Genomic DNA, 1139 nt, shown 5'->3' on the forward strand with positions numbered 1-1139 from the left:
ATGTCGCTGTTCGATTCCGGCAAGGCAGAGCTGAAAACCGGCTCCACCAAAATGCTGGTGAATTCGCTGGTTGGCATTAAGGCCAAACCGGGCTGGCTGATTGTGGTGGCCGGACATACCGATAACACCGGCAATCCAACGCTCAACCAGACGCTTTCCCTGAAACGTGCCGAAGCGGTGCGTAACTGGATGCGTGATACCGGTGACGTGCCGGAAAGCTGTTTTGCGGTGCAGGGCTATGGCGAAAGCCGCCCGGTCGCAACCAATGACACACAGCAAGGCCGAGCGCTGAACCGTCGTGTCGAAATCAGTCTGGTACCGCAGGCCGACGCCTGCCAGACACCAGACACCCCCCTCGCGTCATCGCAGGATGATGACGCATCACAACACAATGGAGAGTAATTCCATGGCAATTCCTGTTTATCTTTGGCTGAAGGACGATGGCGGCGCGGACATTAAAGGTTCTGTGGACGTTCAGGATCGTGAAGGCAGCATCGAAGTGGTCGCACAGGATCACACCCTGTACATCCCGACCGATAACAACACCGGCAAACTGACCGGGACGCGCGTTCATACCCCGTTCAAATTCACCAAGGAAATCGACTCCTCCAGCCCGTATCTGTACAAGGCGGTGACCACCGGTCAGACCCTGAAATCTGCCGAATTCAAATGGTACAAAATCAACGACGCCGGTCAGGAAGTTGAATATTTCAACACCAGACTGGAGAACGTCAAGCTGGTGAAAGTCGCGCCGAAAATGCACGACATCAAAGATCCTGCCAAAGAGAAGCACAACCATCTGGAAGAGATTGAGCTGCGCTACGAAAAAATCACCTGGACCTACAAAGACGGCAACATCATTCATTCCGACTCCTGGAACGAACGCGCCACGGCGTAAGCCCGATGCGGACGGGGTGACCCGTCCGCAGTTTTCGCTGAGCGTCTGCGACCGCGGGCGCTCAGCAAAAACATACAATCTGCCTGCCTGACCTTATGCGCTTAGGGTTCCTTATCACAGGAAACAGCGAGGGGCGGTAGCGTGCCCGGAAGACATAAAGAGAGAAACTCATGGAAAATCCAGCCGTCCTGTTACGCCGTCTTAATCCTTACTGCGCCCGCGCCATGGAAGGGGCTGCCTC

2 protein-coding genes and 1 pseudogene are annotated in these 1139 nt (G+C 55.3%); all 3 read left to right on the forward strand.

Annotation, left to right across the window (positions count from 1 at the left end):
• Window positions 1-402, forward strand: a 402-nt coding sequence (locus HYQ67_RS23785; protein ID WP_202308651.1) for an OmpA family protein, incomplete at its 5' end; no start/stop codon positions are given.
• 4 nt (window positions 403-406) lie between these two features.
• Window positions 407-898 carry an Hcp family type VI secretion system effector gene (locus HYQ67_RS23790; protein ID WP_202308652.1) on the forward strand — a complete coding sequence of 164 codons (492 nt, stop codon included), beginning with the start codon at window positions 407-409 and terminating at the stop codon, window positions 896-898.
• 170 nt (window positions 899-1068) lie between these two features.
• Window positions 1069-1139: pseudogene (locus HYQ67_RS24455) on the forward strand (Clp protease N-terminal domain-containing protein); the annotation flags it as partial.

Source organism: Dryocola clanedunensis subsp. sulfonylureivorans, from assembly GCF_016756775.1.
GTDB lineage: Bacteria > Pseudomonadota > Gammaproteobacteria > Enterobacterales > Enterobacteriaceae > Dryocola > Dryocola clanedunensis.

What these genes read in the sequence shown, in the direction of transcription:
- HYQ67_RS23790 (WP_202308652.1), top strand. Translation starts at nt 407, where the DNA reads ATGGCAATTCCTGTTTATCTTTGGCTGAAGGACGATGGCGGCGCGGAC.